Below are 3,461 nucleotides of genomic sequence, written 5' to 3' on the forward strand. Positions count from 1 at the left end.
AAAACCCCGCTGCGTGAGCAGCGGGGTTTTGGGTATAAACCCTGGCGATGACCTACTCTCGCATGGCTTGAGCCACACTACCATCGGCGCAGCTGCGTTTCACTTCCGAGTTCGGGATGGGATCGGGTGGTTCCACAGCGCTAATTTCACCAGGGAGGCTTTTGGAGAGTCGCACTCGTCCCGATGGGACAAGGCGCCAGCCTCGCATAGTTCTTGTGACGTAGCGTGCACTTGGATGCTCTTACGACGCTGTCGTAAAGCCAAGGCAACTTGAGGTTATATGGTCAAGCCGCACGGATCATTAGTATCAGTTAGCTCAATACATTGCTGTACTTACACACCTGACCTATCAACCACGTAGTCTACATGGTTCCTTCAGGGGGCTTGTGCCCCGGGAGATCTCATCTTGAGGCGCGCTTCCCGCTTAGATGCTTTCAGCGGTTATCGCTTCCGAACATAGCTACCCGGCAATGCCACTGGCGTGACAACCGGAACACCAGAGGTTCGTCCACTCCGGTCCTCTCGTACTAGGAGCAGCCCCTCTCAAATCTCCAACGCCCATGGCAGATAGGGACCGAACTGTCTCACGACGTTCTGAACCCAGCTCGCGTACCACTTTAAATGGCGAACAGCCATACCCTTGGGACCGACTACAGCCCCAGGATGTGATGAGCCGACATCGAGGTGCCAAACACCGCCGTCGATATGAACTCTTGGGCGGTATCAGCCTGTTATCCCCGGAGTACCTTTTATCCGTTGAGCGATGGCCCTTCCATACAGAACCACCGGATCACTAAGTCCTAGTTTCCTACCTGCTTGATCCGTCGATCTTGCAGTCAAGCACGCTTATGCCTTTGCACACAGTGCGCGATGTCCGACCGCGCTGAGCGTACCTTCGAGCTCCTCCGTTACTCTTTAGGAGGAGACCGCCCCAGTCAAACTACCCACCATACACGGTCCCCGACCCAGATAATGGGCCCAGGTTAGAACGTCAAGCACGACAGGGTGGTATTTCAAGGATGGCTCCACCACAGCTAGCGCCATGGTTTCATAGCCTCCCACCTATCCTACACAGACGAACTCAACGTTCAGTGTAAAGCTATAGTAAAGGTTCACGGGGTCTTTCCGTCTTGCCACGGGAACGCTGCATCTTCACAGCGATTTCAATTTCACTGAGTCTCGGGTGGAGACAGCGCCGCTGTCGTTACGCCATTCGTGCAGGTCGGAACTTACCCGACAAGGAATTTCGCTACCTTAGGACCGTTATAGTTACGGCCGCCGTTTACTGGGGCTTCGATCAAGAGCTTCGCCTTGCGGCTGACCCCATCAATTAACCTTCCAGCACCGGGCAGGCGTCACACCCTATACGTCCACTTTCGTGTTTGCAGAGTGCTGTGTTTTTGATAAACAGTCGCAGCGGCCTGGTTACTGCGACCCTCTTCAGCTATAGCTCGCACGAGCCACCAAAAAGGGTGCACCTTCTCCCGAAGTTACGGTGCCATGTTGCCTAGTTCCTTCACCCGAGTTCTCTCAAGCGCCTGAGAATTCTCATCCTACCCACCTGTGTCGGTTTACGGTACGGTCTGCGTAAGCTGAAGCTTAGGAGCTTTTCCTGGAAGCGTGGTATCAGTGACTTCGCCTTAAAGGCTCGTCTCGGTGCTCGGTCTTAAAGGATCCCGGATTTGCCAAAGATCCAAACCTACCGCCTTTCCCCGGGACAACCAACGCCCGGTACACCTAACCTTCTCCGTCCCTCCATCGCACTTACGCGAGGTGCAGGAATATTAACCTGCTTCCCATCGACTACGACTTTCGTCCTCGCCTTAGGGGCCGACTCACCCTGCGCCGATTAACGTTGCGCAAGGAAACCTTGGGCTTTCGGCGTGCGGGTTTTTCACCCGCATTATCGTTACTCATGTCAGCATTCGCACTTCCGATACCTCCAGCAGACTTCTCAATCCACCTTCGCAGGCTTACGGAACGCTCCTCTACCGCGCATAACAAAAGTTATGCACCCCAAGCTTCGGTTCAGTGCTTAGCCCCGTTAAATCTTCCCCGCAGACCGACTCGACCAGTGAGCTATTACGCTTTCTTTAAAGGGTGGCTGCTTCTAAGCCAACCTCCTGGCTGTCTGTGCCTTTCCACATGGTTTTCCACTTAGCACTGAATTTGGGACCTTAGCTGTGGGTCTGGGTTGTTTCCCTTTTCACGACGGACGTTAGCACCCGCCGTGTGTCTCCCATACAGTCCGTCTCGGTATTCGGAGTTTGCAATGGTTTGGTAAGTCGCGATGACCCCCTAGCCATAACAGTGCTCTACCCCCGAGAGGATACATATGAGGCGCTACCTAAATAGCTTTCGAGGAGAACCAGCTATCTCCGGGTTCGATTAGCTTTTCACTCCTAATCACACCTCATCCCCTACCTTTGCAACGGGAGTGGGTTCGGGCCTCCAGTGCGTGTTACCGCACCTTCACCCTGGGCATGACTAGATCACCCGGTTTCGGGTCTACTGCCCGCGACTATGCGCCCTTATCAGACTCGGTTTCCCTTCGCCTCCCCTATACGGTTAAGCTTGCCACGAACAGTAAGTCGCTGACCCATTATACAAAAGGTACGCAGTCACTCCTTGCGGAGCTCCTACTGCTTGTACGCACACGGTTTCAGGTTCTATTTCACTCCCCTCTCCGGGGTTCTTTTCGCCTTTCCCTCACGGTACTGGTTCACTATCGGTCGGTCAGTAGTATTTAGCCTTGGAGGATGGTCCCCCCATGTTCAGACAGGGTTTCACGTGCCCCGCCCTACTCGTCTTCACTGGAATGGCCCTTTCAGATACAGGGCTGTCACCTTCTATGGCCACTCTTTCCAGAGTGTTTTCCTAGAACCAATCCAGCTTAAGGGCTAGTCCGCGTTCGCTCGTCGCTACTGACGGAATCTCGGTTGATTTCTTTTCCTCTGGTTACTTAGATATTTCAGTTCACCAGGTTCGCTTCCAGCAGCTATGTATTCACTGCAGGATACCCGCAAGCGGGTGGGTTTCCCCATTCGGACATTACCGGATCAAAGCTTGTTGCCAGCTCCCCGATACTTTTCGCAGGCTGCCACGTCCTTCATCGCCTCTGACCGCCAAGGCATCCACCGTGTGCGCTTATTCGCTTGACCATATAACCGCAAGTTGCCTTGGGTCATACCTGATCCAGGGGTACAAAGCCTGGATACGAATATAACGACTCAATCAATAAAGAGACTTTCGTCTCTCGCCTTAGCCTCACGACACGTCTGATAGAACATCTCAAACGCTCGCTACGTCACAAGTTTTAAAAGAACACGTACCGGCCACAGTGCCGATGCGTATAAAGATCGAATGTATGCGTCATTCAGAGAATGGTGGGTCTGGGAGGACTCGAACCACCGACCTCACCCTTATCAGGGGTGCGCTCTAACCACCTGAGCTACAGACCC

The 3,461-nt window shown here is 53.7% G+C and carries 1 tRNA gene and 2 rRNA genes; all 3 read right to left on the reverse strand.

From position 1 onward, the window contains the following. Positions 1-39 precede the first annotated feature (39 nt). Positions 40-154, reverse strand: a 5S ribosomal RNA gene (gene rrf, locus IMX13_RS18770). Positions 155-280: 126 nt separating this feature from the next. Continuing rightward, positions 281-3,161 (reverse strand): 23S ribosomal RNA (locus IMX13_RS18775). 223 nt (positions 3,162-3,384) lie between these two features. Next, positions 3,385-3,461, reverse strand: a tRNA-Ile gene (locus tag IMX13_RS18780).

The sequence above is a fragment of the Stenotrophomonas sp. B2 genome, from assembly GCF_014947095.1.
Lineage (GTDB): Bacteria > Pseudomonadota > Gammaproteobacteria > Xanthomonadales > Xanthomonadaceae > Stenotrophomonas > Stenotrophomonas maltophilia_P.